14 protein-coding genes and 5 tRNA genes are annotated in these 17,571 nt (G+C 43.5%); 15 read left to right on the forward strand and 4 right to left on the reverse strand.

The annotated features are described in order from the left end of the window. Position 1 precedes the first annotated feature (1 nt). From porU2 to FAM09_RS26160, 3 genes are all read left to right on the forward strand, one after another. Entirely contained in the window at positions 2-5,107 is a 5,106-nt protein-coding gene (gene porU2, locus FAM09_RS26150; protein ID WP_136580128.1) for a putative type IX secretion system sortase PorU2, read from the forward strand. A gap of 48 nt (positions 5,108-5,155) precedes the next feature. Next, positions 5,156-6,691 carry a ZIP family transporter gene (locus FAM09_RS26155; RefSeq protein WP_136580129.1) on the forward strand — a complete coding sequence of 512 codons (1,536 nt, stop codon included), beginning with the start codon at positions 5,156-5,158 and terminating at the stop codon, positions 6,689-6,691. 172 nt (positions 6,692-6,863) lie between these two features. Next, positions 6,864-8,000 carry a radical SAM protein gene (locus tag FAM09_RS26160; protein WP_243751786.1) on the forward strand — a complete coding sequence of 379 codons (1,137 nt, stop codon included), beginning with the start codon at positions 6,864-6,866 and terminating at the stop codon, positions 7,998-8,000. A gap of 3 nt (positions 8,001-8,003) precedes the next feature. Here FAM09_RS26160 and FAM09_RS26165 read toward each other — a convergent pair whose 3' ends face one another. Together FAM09_RS26165 and FAM09_RS26170 are read right to left on the reverse strand one after the other, a co-directional pair. Then, complete coding sequence (locus tag FAM09_RS26165; protein ID WP_136580131.1) at positions 8,004-9,050, reverse strand: Gfo/Idh/MocA family protein; 1,047 nt, start codon at positions 9,048-9,050, stop codon at positions 8,004-8,006. A gap of 13 nt (positions 9,051-9,063) precedes the next feature. Beyond that, complete coding sequence (locus FAM09_RS26170; protein ID WP_136580132.1) at positions 9,064-9,660, reverse strand: riboflavin synthase; 597 nt, start codon at positions 9,658-9,660, stop codon at positions 9,064-9,066. A 95-nt stretch (positions 9,661-9,755) separates the two neighbouring features. Here FAM09_RS26170 and rpsU point away from each other — a divergent pair, with 95 nt between their 5' ends. The 11 genes from rpsU (at position 9,756) to nusG (ending at position 15,317) form a co-directional block, all read left to right on the forward strand. Then, complete coding sequence (rpsU, locus tag FAM09_RS26175; protein ID WP_081169111.1) at positions 9,756-9,953, forward strand: 30S ribosomal protein S21; 198 nt, start codon at positions 9,756-9,758, stop codon at positions 9,951-9,953. Positions 9,954-10,052: 99 nt separating this feature from the next. Further along, on the forward strand, positions 10,053-10,949 hold the full coding sequence (locus tag FAM09_RS26180; RefSeq protein WP_136580133.1) for a tyrosine-type recombinase/integrase: 897 nt from the start codon (positions 10,053-10,055) through the stop codon (positions 10,947-10,949). 292 nt (positions 10,950-11,241) lie between these two features. Continuing rightward, on the forward strand, positions 11,242-11,541 hold the full coding sequence (locus FAM09_RS26185) for an HPF/RaiA family ribosome-associated protein (RefSeq protein ID WP_136580134.1): 300 nt from the start codon (positions 11,242-11,244) through the stop codon (positions 11,539-11,541). Positions 11,542-12,185: 644 nt separating this feature from the next. After that, positions 12,186-12,258, forward strand: a tRNA-Thr gene (locus tag FAM09_RS26190). Between the two features lie 45 nt (positions 12,259-12,303). Continuing rightward, positions 12,304-12,386, forward strand: a tRNA-Tyr gene (locus tag FAM09_RS26195). A gap of 96 nt (positions 12,387-12,482) precedes the next feature. Beyond that, positions 12,483-12,555, forward strand: a tRNA-Gly gene (locus FAM09_RS26200). Between the two features lie 40 nt (positions 12,556-12,595). Continuing rightward, a tRNA-Thr gene (locus FAM09_RS26205) sits at positions 12,596-12,667 on the forward strand. Positions 12,668-12,977: 310 nt separating this feature from the next. Continuing rightward, positions 12,978-14,165, forward strand: a complete 1,188-nt coding sequence (gene tuf / locus FAM09_RS26210) for an elongation factor Tu (protein WP_136580135.1) — start codon at positions 12,978-12,980, stop codon at positions 14,163-14,165. Positions 14,166-14,358: 193 nt separating this feature from the next. Continuing rightward, a tRNA-Trp gene (locus tag FAM09_RS26215) sits at positions 14,359-14,429 on the forward strand. 127 nt (positions 14,430-14,556) lie between these two features. Further along, positions 14,557-14,748, forward strand: a complete 192-nt coding sequence (gene secE, locus FAM09_RS26220; protein WP_136580136.1) for a preprotein translocase subunit SecE — start codon at positions 14,557-14,559, stop codon at positions 14,746-14,748. Continuing rightward, a complete protein-coding gene (gene nusG / locus FAM09_RS26225) occupies positions 14,748-15,317 on the forward strand; it encodes a transcription termination/antitermination protein NusG (RefSeq protein ID WP_243751787.1) in 570 nt (189 codons plus the stop codon). Before secE ends, nusG begins: the two co-directional genes overlap by 1 nt. 216 nt (positions 15,318-15,533) lie before the next feature. Here the strand turns inward: nusG and FAM09_RS26230 are convergent, their stop codons facing one another. Both FAM09_RS26230 and FAM09_RS26235 read right to left on the reverse strand, forming a co-directional pair. Beyond that, a complete protein-coding gene (locus tag FAM09_RS26230; protein ID WP_136580137.1) occupies positions 15,534-16,112 on the reverse strand; it encodes a hypothetical protein in 579 nt (192 codons plus the stop codon). 501 nt (positions 16,113-16,613) lie between these two features. Continuing rightward, the gene (locus FAM09_RS26235) at positions 16,614-16,931 is read right to left on the reverse strand and encodes a hypothetical protein (protein ID WP_136580138.1); all 318 of its coding nucleotides are present in this window, start codon (positions 16,929-16,931) and stop codon (positions 16,614-16,616) included. 177 nt (positions 16,932-17,108) lie between these two features. On the opposite strand from FAM09_RS26235, the gene rplK reads away from it, so the two are divergent. Beyond that, positions 17,109-17,552 carry a 50S ribosomal protein L11 gene (gene rplK / locus FAM09_RS26240; RefSeq protein WP_014221090.1) on the forward strand — a complete coding sequence of 148 codons (444 nt, stop codon included), beginning with the start codon at positions 17,109-17,111 and terminating at the stop codon, positions 17,550-17,552. Positions 17,553-17,571: the final 19 nt, after the last annotated feature.

Raw genomic sequence — 17,571 nt, forward strand, 5'->3', positions numbered from 1 at the left:
TATGAGGAAGATTTTTACCCTGTTGCTGTTAGTAGCGGGCTTTGCTGCTACTGCCCAGCAATATAATAATGAATGGATACAGTTCAATCAAACGTATTATAAATTCAAGATAGCCAAAGATGGCGTATATCGCATTCCTAAATCCCTGCTGGATGCGAATGGCCTCGGCGGTACGCAGGTGCAATTTTTAGAGCTATGGCGCAATGGCGAGAAAGTACCGTTCTACCCATCTGTTTCAAGCGGCGTATTGCCTTCCAACGGCTACCTGGAGTTCTGGGGCCAGGCCAATGATGGAAAACCCGATAAATATTTATATAGGGACACGCTGTATCAGCATACCACGAAACACAGTTTGCAATCAGATACCGCCGTTTATTTTTTAAGTGTGAATACCAGCCAGGCGGGTTTTAGATACACTGATGTAACTAATAATGTAGCAGGCAATGTGTTGCCGGCAGAGTCTTATTTTATGTACACGGCGGGTAATTATTATTTCGCACCTTATACCCCCGGCGTTTCAACGGGCATGCCTAACGCGGGGTTTGCATCTCTGGTAGGGGTGTATGTATATTCTTCTTCGTACGATAAGGGCGAATTTTTTAGCAGTGGTGATATTGGCCCGGGAGCCGGGCTTACCACACCTATTAACAATTTGAATGTGTATAGCAGCGGTCCGCAAAGTTCCATTAAGTTTGGGGCCACGGGTAATGCCATCAATGCCCGCAATATAAAAGTGCGTGTAAATGGTACTGAGGTGAAAGACACCGTGATGGATTATTTTAACGACCTGGTTACCACTGCTCCTGTTGATAATAGTATAATCAGTTCCGGCAGCGCTGCTGTAAATTTTATCAATACGTCGGGCAACTCCTCCGATCGTATGCAGGTGTCGTTCTTTGAACTTACGTATCCGCGTACATTTAATTTCAACAACCAAACGAATTTCACATTTGAATTGCCGGCTAAACCCGGCGGCCATTTTCTGCAGATCAGCAATTTTAATTATGGCAGCGCCCAGCCGGTGTTATATGATGTTAATAATGGCGAGCGGTATGTAGGCGATATTGCTGGCGGTATAGTGCGGTTTGCCTTGCAGGAAACGACTAAGAACAGGCGACTGATATTAGTGAGCGGGGAAGCCGCCAATATTACCGAGGTAACGAAATTGACCAGCCATAATTTTATAAATTATAACACTGCTGCCAACCAGGGCCGTTATATCATCATCAGTAACCCTGCGCTGTATACCGGTACGCACGGTAATAATCCCGTAGAGGATTATAAGAACTACCGCGCATCGGCGGCCGGTGGCGGTCATTCTGTAATAATCGTCGACATTAATGAACTGGTTGACCAGTTTGCTTTTGGTATAAAAAAGCATCCTTTATCTGTTCGGAATTTTATCCGGTATGCGCGGGCAAAGTTTACCGCGAAACCTGAAAATGTATTCCTGATCGGTAAAGGGGTAACGTATCATGAATACCAGCGGGGCGATAGAAACCCGAACAATTTTCCTTTATACGATAAACTGAACCTGGTTCCCACATTTGGCAACCCGGGATCGGATAATTTGTTAAGTTCAGAAGACCTGGTCATTCCTGTGGCTGCAACGCCCATTGGCCGTTTATCGGTGGTAACCGGTAATGAAATTGAAGATTACCTGGAGAAAGTGAAGGAATATGAAGCCGTGCAAAAGAATGCCCCCAATTCAATTAGTGGCCGGCAATGGATGAAGAATGTAGTGCATGTAACCGGGTCGAGCGATGCGTACCTCGGCACTGTTTTGTGTAATTACATGGATATATACAAACAGATCATTGAAGATACCCTGTTCGGCGGTAAGGTGAACATGTTTTGTAAAACATCCACCAACCCGGTAGAACAGGTGTCTGCTGCCAAATTAACCGACCTGTTTGCAGAAGGTATTTCCTTCCTTACTTATTTTGGTCACTCATCTTCTACCACGCTTGAATTCAATATCGATAACCCGAATGCATATAATAACCAGGGAAAATATCCTGTGTTTTTTGTGAATGGCTGCTATGCGGGTAACTTCTTTACCTACTATCCGCAGCGTTTTACGGCCAATGAAACCCTTTCGGAAAAATTTGTGCTGGCCAAACAGCGTGGCTCCATTGCCTTTGTGGCCAGTACGCACTATGGTATTGTTAATTACCTGAACCTGTTTTTAACCTACCTGTATGGCAGCATCAGTGGCGGTGATTTTGATAAAACATTAGGAGAAACAATGCGGGATGGCCTGCATAGTATGCTCAATGCTACAGGGTCGTATGATTATTACTCCCGGTTGCATGCAGAGGAAATGACCTTGCATGGCGACCCGGCTATCTTTATTAACGCCCAGCCCAAACCGGATTATGTAGTGGAAGAATCGCTGATAAAGATCAACCCGGTTTTTATATCCCTGGCAGAAAATAGTTATAAACTTAAAGTGAAAACGGTGAATCTGGGTAAAGCCACACCAGATTCTGTTGTGCTTGAAATAAAACAGCAATACCCCAATGGCAGCATTGGTGTAATATACCGCCAAAAAATACATGGCGTTCGCTTTGCCGATTCACTGGAACTGGATGTGCCAATTGTAGCTTCCCGCGATAAGGGACAGAATAAGGTCATTGTTACCATCGATGCTGATAATACGGCAAATGAGATCGCGGAAAACAATAATACCGCCAGCAAAGACTTCTATATTTTTGAAGAAGAGGCGCGGCCGGCTTTCCCATATAATTATGCGATCATCAGTAACCCCACGCAAAAGTTAATAGCATCTACGGCTAACCCGTTGAGTACTTTGCGTGACTATGTGATGGAGATCGATACCACGGAAAAATTCAATTCTTCGTTAAAGGTCACCCAATCTGCATCTTCCATAGGTGGGGTAATTGAATTTAATTCAAACCTCACTTATAAAGACAGTACCGTGTATTACTGGCGCGTGGCGCCTGTACCCACACCGGGTAATATTTACCAGTGGTCGAACAGTTCGTTTATGTACAAACCCAACACAAATGGATATAACCAGTCGCAATATTTCCAGCACGTGGGTTCAACAACACAACGCCTTATCCTGGATTCCGCTTCGCAAACGTGGAAGTTCGGAGTCAATTATGGCAACATATTCGTTAAGAACTGTATTTACCAGACCCTTGTTTGTGCTACCGATGGCGATTTTACCGTCACCGTTAATGGTATAGATAATATCAGAAGCGCCTGCGTGGGGCGTTCAGTAATATTTAATGTATTCGATAGTGTTACATTGGAGCCCTGGAAAAATGTGGATGCGAATGGTAATCCTTTGTACCTGTATGGTAGTGGCAATTCGGTGTGTGGAAGAGGCGGCCGGGAATACAATTTCGAATATTCTTACATGACGCCGGCCAGCCGTAAACTGGCCATGGATTTCATGGACCTTATCCCTGACGGCGCCTTTGTGGTTGTGCGTAGTTTTGATACCAGTAAACCGGCATCGTTTGCGCCAACCTGGATGGCCGATACCACTTTATACGGCAGTAATAATTCTTTATATCATAAACTGCTGGGGGCCGGTTTTGTGGGCATCGATTCTATTGACAGAGGCCGGGCCTGGATACTGGTGTATCAAAAAGGATCGAGTTCAACATTTATTCCGAAATACGACTATGGACAAACGACAGCTTCAAGAATTAACGTATCGGCTGATGTGACCATGCCCGATACACTGGGTTTTATCAGGTCGCCGAGGTTTGGCCCTGCCCGAGGCTGGAAGACGATGGCATGGGATGGCGCCTCTCTGGAAAGCCCGTCGTACGATGAACCAACGGTGGATATCATTGGCATAGACTATAATAATGTAGAAACCAAACTGGTAACTCTCGATAAGAACACCCACAACTATGATCTGTCGGCTGTGGATGCCAGGCTGTATCCGTATTTAGTGCTTAAAATGCGGAATACCGACCCGAAAAACCTTACGCCCTACCAGTTAAAATACTGGCGTATTTTCTACGACCCCATACCGGAAGGCGCCATTGCTCCTAACCTGTACCTGGTGGCCAGGGATACCATGGAATTGGGTGAAAAAATGAAATTTGGAATAGGCTTCAAAAATATCAGTTACACCGACTTCGACAGCATGACCGTCAAGGTCACCATTATTGGCCAGAACAACGTAACGCATACGCTGCCTGTAACGAAATATAAACCTATCATCAGCGGCGATACCATCAAAGTAGATGTAGAGGTAAATACCGAGCTCTACCCGGGCAATAACGTGTTGAATGTAGATGTAAATCCAGAGAACGATCAACCGGAGCATTATCACTTCAACAACTTTGTGTACAAGAACTTTTACGTGCGGCCCGATAACACCAAACCGTTGCTGGATGTTACATTCGATGGGGTGCATATCCTGAATGGGGATATCATTTCAGCTAAACCACATATTCAGATCAAACTGAAAGATGAAGCGAAGTACATGTTGATGAACGATACGTTGCTGAGCAGCGTGCAGATCAGGTATCCTGATGGTACGTTGCGCACATATAATTTTGCTGATGGCGATACCTTGCGCTTTATTCCTGCTACCAGCGGATCGGACAATACCGCCACGATTGAATTTACGCCGCAGTTCACTACCCAGAGCGACCCGAATGGTGATGATTATGAACTGATCGTTTATGGAAAGGATAGAAGTGGTAACAAGGCGGGTGAGATCGCTTACCGCGTAGGTTTCAAGATCATTACAAAACCAATGATCTCAAACATGTTGAACTATCCCAATCCGTTCAGTACTTCTACCGCCTTTGTGTTTACGATAACAGGTAGTGAAGTTCCGCAGAACATCCGGATACAAATATTAACAGTGACCGGTAAAATAGTTCGGGAGATCACCATGAATGAACTGGGCCCGTTGCATATTGGCCGGAACATCACCGAGTTTAAATGGAACGGTACCGACCAGTATGGTCAAAAACTGGGCAACGGGGTGTACCTGTACCGGGTTATTACGTCCCTGAATGGCAAGTCAATGGAAAAATACAAAGCCACCAACGACGATACCGATAAATACTTTAATAATGGTTACGGAAAAATGTACCTGATGCGATAATTTCGGCAATCAATAGTAAATAATGACAATTTTCAAAAGTTCTGGTAAATGACCTTATTACAATTAAGCACATTACCGGAGAAATGGTTAGGGAAATTTGCGAAGCTGTCGTGGTGGAAGCAATGGGGAATTACAAGCGTTCTTGCGCTGGTTTTATATTGGCCGATTTTGGGAAATTCGTTTGTGGCGGATGATTTTATCGTTCTTAAAAAAGTTTGCTTAGATAAAAAGCTAAATACTGATGGTTTTTTTCGCCCGTTATCCGATATCACGTTGTATATAAACTTTATGGTTAACGGGTTTCAACCTGCTGGCTATTATTTATGGAACATTCTCATTCATGCGCTGGATACCGTGTTGCTGTTCCACTTTTGCCTGCTTTGGAAATGGACCTATAACGAGTACAAACAATTGATAACAGCAGGGCTTGGCGCCTTGCTGTTCCTTTCTTACCCTTTTCATAGTGAACCCGTTGTTTGGGTGTTGGGCAGAGCTGCCCTGATGGGCAATACGTTTGGCATGCTGGCCCTGGTATGTATGGTCAGCAACCGGGCAACCTATCAGAAAATGGCCGGGGTTGCAATTTGTTATTTTATAGGTATGACAGGTTATGAATCGGTCATAGTGTTACCAGCCATGGTATTTGTGTGGTTACAATCAACATCGGCGCCCATTAAAAAGCAACTGGCCTGGATGGGTTGCATGCTATTTACCTTTTTATTACATGTTGTGGTTCGGGTAAATGTTTCGGGGACCGTTACTGGTGATTACGGTACCAGTTTTTTTAAAGTGAGTGTATTAGACATATTGGCTAAATCGGCTAAATCACTGGAGCGGCTTTTTCTGCCACCTATGGAAGATGACCGGGTTATAGTAGCGCTTTTTTCAATGCTTGTTATATTGATAGGTGTAGTTTTATACAGGCTTTGGAAAAAGATGGAGGGTAACCGGAAAGAGCTGTTTTTCTTTTTACAAATGCTGGGTTTGCTGTTCATTGCCCTGCTGATACCCTTTCTTTTTGGCGTTAGCACCCACACATCGGAAAGTGACCGGTTCCTTCATTTCCCTTCATTCTTCTTCTGTATCCTGGTCAGCTTTTGCCTGGTGAATTTGTTGCACAACAAGCGGAGCTTCGCAGTAATTGTTTCGGGTATAGTAATATATAATATATGTTTTCTTGAAACTACCAACTATAACTGGACACGCGCTTCCCGGGCGGTTTCAACTCTTTTGCAAATTGCTCACGATCAGGCCGGTAAAGGAAAATTGTATATAGTAAACCTTCCCGATGAAATAAATGGCGCCTACATATTCAGAAGCGGCTTACCCCAGGCGTTGATACTGCATAAGCTCGATACCGCTTCTGTACGCATAGTTAACCAGGTTAAACGGGATAGTTTGCTGGTATTACCCGAAACCATACAACCCCGGGCAGAAAAGAGTTGGGTATTCATTCCCCCACGGGTTGTGGTCAACAGGTCAACGACCCCGCCTGTAACAGATAAAAAAGCGGTTATTACTATTTCGCCCCTGCCTGCAGATCTGACCGTTTATTGGAATAATAAAAAGTGGGTCACGCTTTAATACCGGCTGCTGAAAATATTGTATAGCTTTGCCTGTTTCTCCGGCCATTTTATTTTATATTCAGTAATAGTACTTTACGATAAATATGTATAACCTGTCAAGTTATATAAAGCGGGGTCATCGGTTTGTTCATAATCAACTTTTTCCGGGTAATAAAAAATTGTCGACATTGATGATTTATGCAACGGATCTGTGTGATTCCGCCTGCAAGCATTGTCTTATCTGGGCTAAACGGCCTGTGCATTACCTGTCTTTTGAAAAGATAAAAGAGATTATGCAAAGCAGGTGTATAACAAAGGATACGGCGGTAGGGCTGGAGGGCGGGGAGTTTATGCTGCATCCGGAGGCAGAGCAAATACTGGAATGGTTCCATCAGCATCACCCCCAGTTTGATCTGTTATCGAATTGCCTTAAGCCGGAAAAACTGATCCAGGCCGTAAAAAAATTCCCACCTAAACGATTATTGATCTCATTAGATGGCACCGCCGAGACTTATTTATATATGCGTGGCAAAGCAGGATATGAAAGTGTGCTTACCGTTATTGAGCAGTTGCATACTGTGTTGCCCATTTCGGTTATGTTTACGCTGTCTCCTTATAATGATTTCGAAGACATGCGGCATGTTGCAAATGTTTGTAAAAAATTCGGCATCGATATGCGGGTTGGGATCTACAACGATATCGCCTTTTTTGATACCGTAGATAAAGCCCATGATACGGAAATTGGAAGTCATAAAGGAGAAGATCAGTTGCAATTTGCCGATGTAAAAGATCTGAAAGCGGCTGGCGTCTTTGAAAAAACAAAAGCGCAAAAGCAGCTTGAGCTTACGGGCGATTTATCGGTGCCTAAACACGATTTTATGCGATTGCGGGAAAATTTTACCGAAAAGATCCCCGCTATTATTAAAGAGTTCAGTGAAAATTATGATTTCCTTGTTTTGTATAACGAATGGCGGCAGAACAATTTGAAAATGCGTTGCTACAGTATTTTAGATAGCCTGGTGATACTGCCCGACGGAGCGGTGCCAATTTGCCAAAACCTGGACCTTAAAATTGGTAACGTTTTTGAAAAAAGCCTCGATGAGATCTTTAATGGAAAACCCACCCGCCAGTTACAGAAGCATTATGTTCAGAATTGCAACCAATGCTGGCTTAATTTTCATCGTAAATACGATGTGATCCTGTACCGCACTTTTGAAAAGTATTTCGGTAAATTCCTTACCTCCAAATTATTTGGTTATTATCAATGGGAAGCCGACAGGCATGTTACTTACAAAGAATATTTTAACAAGCCGGAGAATAAGGGTTAGCTACTATCTGTTGCCGATACCCGTTTTTATTTTTTCAAGCACTTCATAGGTAGTTACCAGGCTTTGCAAGCTATGCTGCTCGCTGTATTTGCTTTGCTCTACACTGTTTGTAAAATGAGCAATTTCTCCTGAAAACCCCTGCATGGCAAGATTGTTTTTACCGGCTACTGGTATAAAGCCGGTATTGTCGAGATGAACTTTTTTAACAACAGGCGTTTGGAATATTTTTTCGAGGGGTATATTCAAGAACCGCGACGACTTTTCTATACTGATCAGTTTATTGGGGTAGGAGGCCTGAAAAATGGCGCCTGGCGTATTCATTTCCAATTCATCAACAGGAAACTGCCACGAATGATCTGTTGACAAATGTACCATGCCCGTTATTCCGTTCGTATGTTGAATAGATAAAAAACAGGTTATATTGTTTTTCAGGGAGGTATTAACCTGAATGTTCTGTATGTTGCCAAATAACCGGATGCAATTATCAACAGGGTGAATGAATAATTCAAATACGGCATCGCCTTCGGGGTACGCTCCGGTAAGGTAACGGTAACAATAGGTTGTTGTTTTTAACCGGAAAGGTTCGAGTAGTTTATTGATAGGGCTGAAACGCTTCTGTAACCCGGGCATGCCATGTTGAGGCCCCTGTAGTTTTATAAGGTTTTGCAACTCCTGTAACGAAAAGCATGGGGGTTTTTCAACAAACACATGTTTGCCTGCCAACAGCAACTCCCTGGTGATAGCGGCATGGTTTACAGGGGTGGCGCATACAAATACCCCTTTGATTGCCGGGTCATTAATGATATCTGCAAGCCGATCGGTTCCTGCACAGCCGGGAAAGCGGGCGGCCATTTTTTGGGCGTGTTCCAGGTGCCGGGTACAAATGGTCTTTAACGGAATGCCCAGATAATGGATGGCTGGGTATAGATTACTGAAACTATGCTGTCCGGTTCCTATAAAAGCATATTGGTGTTTGTAATTGAAGGGTTGGTTCAGGAATGATGTTTTCCTGTACGTTTTATAGCGATCGATCAAACGTTGAATAAGCATGTTGTTAATTTATTCAAAGGCCGGTGCGTGATTGCGTTATGCGTGCTACGTATTTTCCTACCATATCAAACTCAAGGTTTACCGTTGTTCCCGGATGTATATTTTTAATATTGGTATGCTCGAAGGTATAAGGGATGATGGCTACTGAAAACTCATCTTTGGTAACGTTGAATATGGTGAGGCTGGTGCCGTTCATGCTGATGGAACCCTTTTCAATGACCAGGTTGGTAAAGGTGGCGGGAAACCGGAACCTGAACTCCCAGCTGCCGTTCAGCTCCTTCCGGTTGATGCAGGTGCCGGTGGTATCAACATGGCCCTGCACAATGTGCCCGTCGAGGCGGCCATTCATGGGCATACAGCGTTCCAGATTTACCAGGTCGCCGGTTTTCCAGTGCCCGATGTTGCTTTTTTGCAGGGTTTCGGCAATGGCAGTAACCTGGTGGCGGTTGGCTTGCACCGCTTCTACCGTGAGGCACACGCCGTTATGGGCTATGCTCTGGTCTACCTTTAATTCCTGGGAGAGGGGAGAGGAGATCCAAAACGTTTTATTGGTGCCTGCGGCTACTACTTCTTCAACCAGACCTATTGTTTCTATTATTCCTGTAAACATGGGAGCAAAAATCGGTTTTTTGGAGGTATTTTGTATGTTTTCGATTTTTCGGCTATATTTGCAGCCCTAAAAAGCCTTAAAGGAGGTATATAATTATGCTGATTATAGATTCAAAAGATTGCGAAAATATCGACAAAGCCCTCAAAAAATACAAAAAGAAATTTGAGAAAGCTAAGATATTGGTGCAGTTAAGAGAGCGTCAATCTTACACTAAGCCTTCGGTAAAACGTCGTAACGAGGTGTTGAAAGCTGTTTACAAGCAGAAGGTTGCCAGCGGCCAGATTGAAGGATAATCTTTAATTGCTGTTACAATAAATAATTAAAGATAGCTGCAGCGCTTTTTGGCTCGTTGCGGCTATCTTTTTTATTTTATATGGTGTAGTTTTGAGGTCATGATTCAACCTTTTTTAGATTACCTCAAATTTGAGAAAAGGTACTCGCCGCATACGATCCTGGCATACGAGGAAGACCTGCGCCAGTTGTTTACCTTCCTGAACGAACAGTTCAATATGCAGGCGCCGGCGTTGTCGGAGATCTCCGCTACTTTTATCCGCAGTTGGCTGGCTTCGCTGAAGGAGAGTAAGAACAGCGCCAGGACCATTAACCGGAAAATATCTTCCTTAAAGTCATTCTTCAAATACTATTTACGTACGGGTCAGTTGGAGCAATCGCCCATGACTACGATCATCTCGCCTAAAACACCTAAAAGATTGCCGGTGTATGTTGAGCAAAAGGACACCAATACCTTATTTCAGCATGTAGAATTCCCCGATACCTGGGAAGGGAAAACCGATCACCTGATCCTGGCTATATTTTATAATACCGGTATGCGGTTATCGGAACTGGTGAACCTGAAAGAAAGCCAGGTAAATACGGCTGCCAATGTCATTAAGGTATTGGGTAAAGGGAATAAGGAACGGGTTATTCCGGTGAGCCCGGCATTGATAAAAGAGATCAATGAATACATGGTGCTAAAATGTTCAGCAACTGAATTGCCCAACCGCGTTTATTTACTGGTGAATGATAAAGGCCGGAAGTTATATACTAAATATGTATACCTGGCAGTTAAGAAATATTTAAGTGTCGTTACTACCATTGATAAAAAAAGCCCGCACGTATTACGGCATACGTTCGCTACGCATTTAACGAATAACGGCGCCGATCTGAATGCCGTGAAGGAACTGTTGGGCCATTCGAGCCTGGCCGCTACCCAGATCTATACGCATAATTCCATAGAGAAGCTGAAGGAAGTATATAAGAAAGCGCATCCTAAAGGTGGCGCACAATAAGTGTTGGGGTAACAGATAAGGGCAATAAGTGTTTATCTGCACCGGTTATTTATAAAACATTTAAGCATCTTAAGTTGGGTTGTTAACCATTGGTTTTTGATACATATTTTATTTGGAAAAAACAGCTTGTTGTATTATCTTCATAGGGATTAAATATGGTGCTTATGTAGTAGAATCATTTCCTGCGTTTTACCACCTGTTTTACTTTCTCTCTCATCATGATTTGGTGGTCACTAAAAAGATCTTTCATTTATTGTTTAAATAATTGTTTCACTGTTAAAATGCGATTGTTATGAACGTAAACATTCAGTCTGTGCGGTTTACTGCTGATTCAAAATTGATCGAATATGTTAATCGTAAACTTCAAAAAATCACCACTTTTCACGACCGCATTATTAAGGTTGACGTATACCTGAAATTGGATAATGTGGTCCATAATATAAAAGACAAAATCGCAGAAATTAGAGTCCAGGTCCCACGCCACCAGTTCTTTGTGAAATCAAGTTCCAAGTCATTCGAAGAGTCGTTCGACAATGCCCTGGAATCGCTGGTTAACCAGGTGAAAAGGAAGAAAGAAAAACAAGCTGCCTAAATTCTTAAAAATATTATTTAAAACATTCACCCTTACAAAACCTCCCCCGGGAGGTTTTTTTTATGCCCCTGCCGGAAGGGAAGTGGCCATTTTGAAAAAGAGGGTTTCTGTTGTGAAAAAGGAAGATGTGTGTTGTGAACAGGAAAGACTTGAAGAAAGAATATGGTTGGTTGACTAAAAGGTCATTACTTTGCACTCCCTGATTGAGCAGATCTTCTTTTATTGAATCTCCGTAGGAATTGCATTCGGAACCGCAGGTATAACGGTGTTCCCTGAAAGATTTTGCAATTCATTGAAAACAAGCAAAAAAAATACGGGTCAAAATTTTTGAATTACACAAATTCATTTACCTTTGCCTTCCTCAAAAAATAGCAGGGTAAGAAAAAGAGGTGCGAAAAGTTCTTTACAGGCTTGAATTTCAAGTGATTTGCCGGGTGGTTTTTGGCAAAAAATGAGATAATTCAATAACGATAACAGCAAATTAATATTGCTGGAATTGCTAGCCCGTTGAGGTAGCTTATTGAGACGATAAGTTAAAAAAGTTTTTTGATATTAGCCACTTTAGCTCAGCTGGTAGAGCATCCCGACTTGCAGTCGGGAAGGTCGAAGGTTGAAAGCGACAAGTTTTAAGTTTTTTGATATTAGCCACTTTAGCTCAGCTGGTAGAGCAACTGATTTGTAATCAGTAGGTCGTTGGTTCGATTCCGACAAGTGGCTCAGGCAATTTCACATTGCACTTTTAATTTCTTCTTTTGTTTTCAAGGGCAGGTTCCAGAGCGGCCAAATGGGGCGGACTGTAAATCCGCTGTCTTTCGACTTCAGAGGTTCGAATCCTCTCCTGCCCACATCGCCCGCCGTAGCTTTAGCGAAGGCGGGCATCGTCCATGAAGGAGTTCTTAAATTTATTCATCCACCTTCGCCAAAGCTTTGGTGGATACCATGCGGAAGTAGCTCAGTTGGTAGAGCGACAGCCTTCCAAGCTGTAGGTCGCGGGTTCGAACCTCGTCTTCCGCTCGAATGGGTTTTGAGATTTTTTTGCCTCACAACTCTATCAGCCGTTGTAGCTCAGTGGTAGAGCACTTCCTTGGTAGGGAAGAGGTCGTGAGTTCGATTCTCACTAACGGCTCATAAGTTATTTGAAGCAGTTTATAGTGTTGGCTCAGTGGTAGAGCATCCCGACTGTGGTCGGGAAGGTCGCCGGAGTTCGATTCTCACTAACGGCTCATAAGTTATTTGATAACTTTCATCTATACCGGCGTCGGACCGTGTGGTTGACGGAATGAAGCACAGCCTGGTATAGATCCAAACGATGAAGTGTGCGACGCAACAGAAGTTTCATAGGCTTTCTGTCGCCGGTTACATAAATCCTTTTTACCGAAATGGTTATGAAGGACGTATTTAATTATTTGTAAAACCACAACTAAAAACAGATAACGATGTCAAAAGAGACTTTCAAGAGGGATAAACCTCACGTTAACGTTGGTACCATTGGTCACATTGACCACGGTAAAACCACTTTAACTGCCGCCATCACCACCATTTTGGCTAAATCGGGATTGGCGACAGCAAAAAAATATGACGAGATCGATGCAGCTCCTGAAGAAAAAGAGCGTGGTATCACGATCAACACCGCGCACGTGGAATATCAAACTGCAAATCGTCACTATGCACACGTGGATTGCCCCGGTCACGCTGACTATGTGAAGAACATGATCACCGGTGCTGCCCAGATGGATGGTGCTATTCTGGTTGTGGCTGCTACAGATGGTCCTATGCCCCAAACTAAAGAACACATCTTGCTTGCCCGTCAGGTAGGTGTTCCCCGTATGGTGGTATTCATGAATAAAGTTGACCTGGTTGATGACCCAGAGTTACTGGAACTGGTTGAAATGGAAATCCGCGAGCTGTTAAGCTTCTACGGTTTCGATGGTGATAACACACCAATCATCCGCGGTTCTGCTACTGGTGCTTTGGCCGGTGAAGAAAAATGGGTTGCCGCTGTTGTTGAACTGATGGCTGCCGTTGATTCTTACATTCCTTTACCTCCCCGTCCGGTTGACCAACCGTTCCTGATGTCTGTTGAAGACGTATTCTCAATCACTGGTCGTGGTACTGTTGCTACCGGCCGTATTGAAAGAGGTCGTATTAAAGTAGGTGAAGGTGTTGAGATCGTAGGTCTGGTTGAAAAACCATTGACTTCTACTGTAACTGGTGTTGAAATGTTCCGTAAACTGTTGGATGAAGGTGAAGCTGGTGACAACGCAGGTCTGTTACTGCGCGGTATTGAAAAGAAAGATATCCGCCGTGGTATGGTAATCGTTAAGCCTGGTTCTATCACTCCTCACACTGAGTTCAAAGGTGAAGTTTACGTACTGAGCAAAGAAGAAGGTGGACGTCACACTCCATTCTTCAACAAATACCGTCCTCAGTTCTACTTCCGTACTACCGACGTAACCGGTGAAGTAGAATTACCTGCTGGTACTGAGATGGTAATGCCTGGTGATAACACCAACCTGCAAGTAAAACTGATTCAGCCTATTGCGATGGAAAAAGGTCTTAAATTCGCGATCCGCGAAGGTGGCCGTACAGTAGGTGCAGGTCAGGTTACTGAAATCCTGAAATAATGCGCACACCAATCCACCTGCTGGTGGAAAGAGTGTTAAGCGTTTAGTATATTTGCAAAGTACTTGAGCCTTTAACGTTCAGGTACTTTGTTTTCTTAATACGAAAGTTCTTTTTACGCGGAACGCAAAATGCGAAACGCCTAACGCCGGTTTTAAAGCGTTAAGCGTTCAGCCTTAAGCATTCAGCGTATATACGGGCATAGTTCAACGGTAGAATAGAGGTCTCCAAAACCTTCGATCTGGGTTCGAATCCTAGTGCCCGTGCTACTTTAATTTGAAAATGTATTAATTTGAAGATTTGAAAATGAGGATCGCTTTGTGTTGAGCGAGTCCCGGGTTGCTGAAAGCCTCATTTTCAAATTAGTATATTTTCGGATTTCAAATTGCATTTATGAATAAAATATCAACATACCTCAGGGAATCATACCGGGAATTGGTTGAGAAGGTGACCTGGCCTACCTGGTTGCAATTACAGCAATCTACTGTAATTGTACTGGTAGCTACCTTATTAATCACCGGAGTGGTTTGGGTTATGGACCTGGTTGCCCAGTCGGCCCTTCACTTTATTTACTCACTATTCTAATGATGGAACAAGCTACTCAACAACAAGAAACTAAATGGTATGTGCTGCGGGTGGTGAGCGGCAAAGAGCGCAAGGTAAAAGAATACCTTGATAAGGAGATCTCCCGCGGTGGTTGGGGCGAGGTGGTTAAGCAAGTGTTTCTGCCTGTGGAAAAGGTATACAAGGTGCAGAATGGAAAGAAGGTAATGCGTGAAAGAAACTATTACCCAGGCTATGTAATGATTGAAGTGCTGGAAAATAAACTGTCAGACGATTTACGGGAAGCAATTAAAAATACGACCAATGTGATCCATTTCCTGGGTAAGGATAATCCTATTGCCCTGCGGAAAGCCGAAGTAAACAAAATGCTCGGTAAAATGGATGAAATGGCTGAGACCGGCGGGGTAAGCATGAGCGAGCCATTCATAGTTGGTGAAACTATTAAGATCATCGAAGGACCGTTCAATGACTTCAATGGTATTATTGAAGAAGTGAACGACGAGAAGAAGAAACTGAAAGTAACGGTGAAGATCTTCGGACGTTCTACGCCGGTAGAACTGAACTATATGCAGGTTGAGAAACTGGCTTAATTTGCTGATGTGATCTTTAGCTAATGTGCTAATTGAAACGCATCGCGCATTAAAAATACTTAGTAAAACATCTACCTCAGGGTGGATGTTTTTTTTTGCCCAATGAGTATGGTATACAAAGGGGGAAGATCTGACCTGTTATCAGCATGCATAAAAAAACCTTTCCGCATCGGGAAAGGTTAATCTTTTTTGTTGTAGCAAAACACCTGGAATTGCTTAAGCATGCTCATCCTCATCCTCGTCTTCATCATCCATGTCTTCTTCAACAGTTTCTTCGATGGTTTCATCGTCTGAATCAGTGTCAACATCTATATCATCCACATCAACGTCAACGTCTGTATCGGTATCATCGGTGTCAGTATCAATATCAACATCGGTATCAACATCTGCATCTGTTCCCTCTACATCTTCATCCAATACAGGAGGTACGATCATTGGTTCTTTTTCCTGAATGGGTTCTGGCTTAGATACAGCTCTTTTCTTTTTAGGCGCTTTTTTGGCGGCCTTTTTAGCTGGTGATTTTGAAGCTACTTTTTTAGCGGCTTTCTTGGCTGCTTTTTTAGGAGCTGCTTTTTTTGCTGCCTTTTTCGTTGCTTTCTTGGCAGCTTTTTTTGCTGCTTTCTTAGCTGCTTTTTTAGGAGCCGCTTTTTTAGCCGCTTTCTTCACAGCTTTCTTGGCAGCTTTTTTCGCAGCCTTCTTTACGGCTTTCTTCGCCGCTTTTTTGGCCGGTGATTTTTTCTTAGCTGCTTTCTTAGGAGCGGCTTTTTTTGCTGCTTTTTTCTTTGCTTTGGCCATAGTGTTGATGTGTTTTTTGTTGTTGGTTAATTTCTATAAGAAGAAGCGTTATGTATAATTAAACGCAAAAGCTACGTATAAAAATTCAAAAAATAAAAAACTACTACCATTTTGCTAACAGTACCCCAACTGTTAGGTGTGTAAATGGGTTGTTATTCGTGTTTGTTCTTGCAAAATTCCGGCCATCATTTACAGGTTGCGATGATGTGTTTTAGGTAGCCGGTTGCTATGATCATCATGTGGCAGCCTGTCATATTTAACAATGGCTTCATGTGCCGAAACCCTTGCCCATACCGGGTTTCACGCAAAGGTCATACCGGCTGCGCAAGCAGGTTGCCCCGTAAAACAAGCTGGAAAATGCCCGCATGATGGCAACCTTTGGGTAGATAATGAGGGCTTGTGTTGCAAAGGTATGGACTGCATACATTATCATAAAGCGTTTAACCGGCAGTTGTAATAATGTTATGGTTAAAATTGTAATGAACATAGATGCATAAAGGGTCATGAAGGTTTAGAGGCAACGAGGAAGAAAGGCATAAAGGCAGAGAGGCATAAAGGCAACGAGGAAGAAAGGCATAAAGGCAACGGGGCATCGAGGCCTGCAACCTGTAACCTGAAACTTGGAACCTGCAACCTGAAACCTGTAACCTGCAACCTGCAACCTGAAACCCGGCACCCGGTAACCGGTAACTGGTAACCGGCATCCGGCACCTGTACCCTGCAACCTGAAACCTGTACCCTGCAACCTGGAACCCGGTATCCTGGCTCCCCCGGCACCCGGTAACTGGTAACCAGCCCCCGGCCTACTTTGCGATTCATTTTTTATATTCAAATGAAGATATTTTCAAAACTTTCGTTACCTTTGCGTCCCCAAAAGAAAGTTCTTTCATTGTCCGCCGAAGTTCAGCGTAGGCGGAAACCGATAGAATTTGGGAGATCAAGTAATTACGCCAAAAGGCATGATGAACGATCGTTTGAACCAATAAATCAGTAAAAATGGCAAAAGAAATTACCGGCTTCGTAAAGCTACAGGTAAAAGGCGGCCAGGCAAATCCGGCTCCTCCTGTAGGTCCTGCACTGGGTTCCAAGGGTATCAATATCATGGAATTCTGCAAACAATTCAACGCCCGTACGCAGGATAAAATGGGAAAAGTTCTCCCAGTTTTAATCACCGTTTATTCCGACAAATCATTCGAGTTTGTAATTAAAACGCCTCCTGCAGCCGTTCAGTTGCTGGAAGCCGCCAAATTGCAAAGCGGTTCTAAAGAACCTAACCGTAATAAGGTGGGTAAAGTGAACTGGAACCAGGTAGAGGCTATTGCTAAAGACAAAATGCCCGACCTGAATTGTTTCACCCTGGAAAGTGCTATGCGCATGGTGGCTGGTACCGCCCGCAGCATGGGTCTTACCGTTGACGGCAAAGCTCCCTGGGAAAATTAATTGTTCACTGTCCCGGTAA

The organism is Niastella caeni (assembly GCF_004834005.1).
GTDB classification, from domain to species: Bacteria; Bacteroidota; Bacteroidia; order Chitinophagales; family Chitinophagaceae; genus Niastella; species Niastella caeni.